General features: G+C 73.6%; 1 pseudogene. It reads right to left on the bottom strand.

From position 1 onward, the window contains the following. Positions 1 to 276 (bottom strand): annotated as a pseudogene (locus AX737_RS02285) (RND transporter); the annotation flags it as partial.

Here is a 276-nt window from a genome sequence, read left to right as displayed (position 1 = left end):
ACCGAGGACTGGACGACGCCGCTGGCGTTCGGGTCCGGGATGATGCGGCCCGGCAGCTCGACCGAGCGGTGGAAGCTGCCCTGCTCGGTCATGGTCGTTCGCAGGACGAGGAGCCGTTGCGTGGGCTTGGGCACGAACACGGAGCCGTCGGGCAGGCGCTGGGCGAGGTCAGCCGAGCCGGGGGCCCGCGCCTCGATCAGGGCGGCCCCCCGCATCGGCTCGCCGTGGTCCTCGTCGCCGTGCGCGAAGGCGGCGGTGCCGAGGATGAGGGTGATG

Origin of the sequence: Methylobacterium sp. CCH5-D2 (genome assembly GCF_001556475.1) — a bacterium.
Classification (GTDB): domain Bacteria; phylum Pseudomonadota; class Alphaproteobacteria; order Rhizobiales; family Beijerinckiaceae; genus Methylobacterium; species Methylobacterium hispanicum.
Note: the sequence above shows the minus strand (reverse complement) of the source record. Positions and strands in the feature narration are given on the sequence as shown.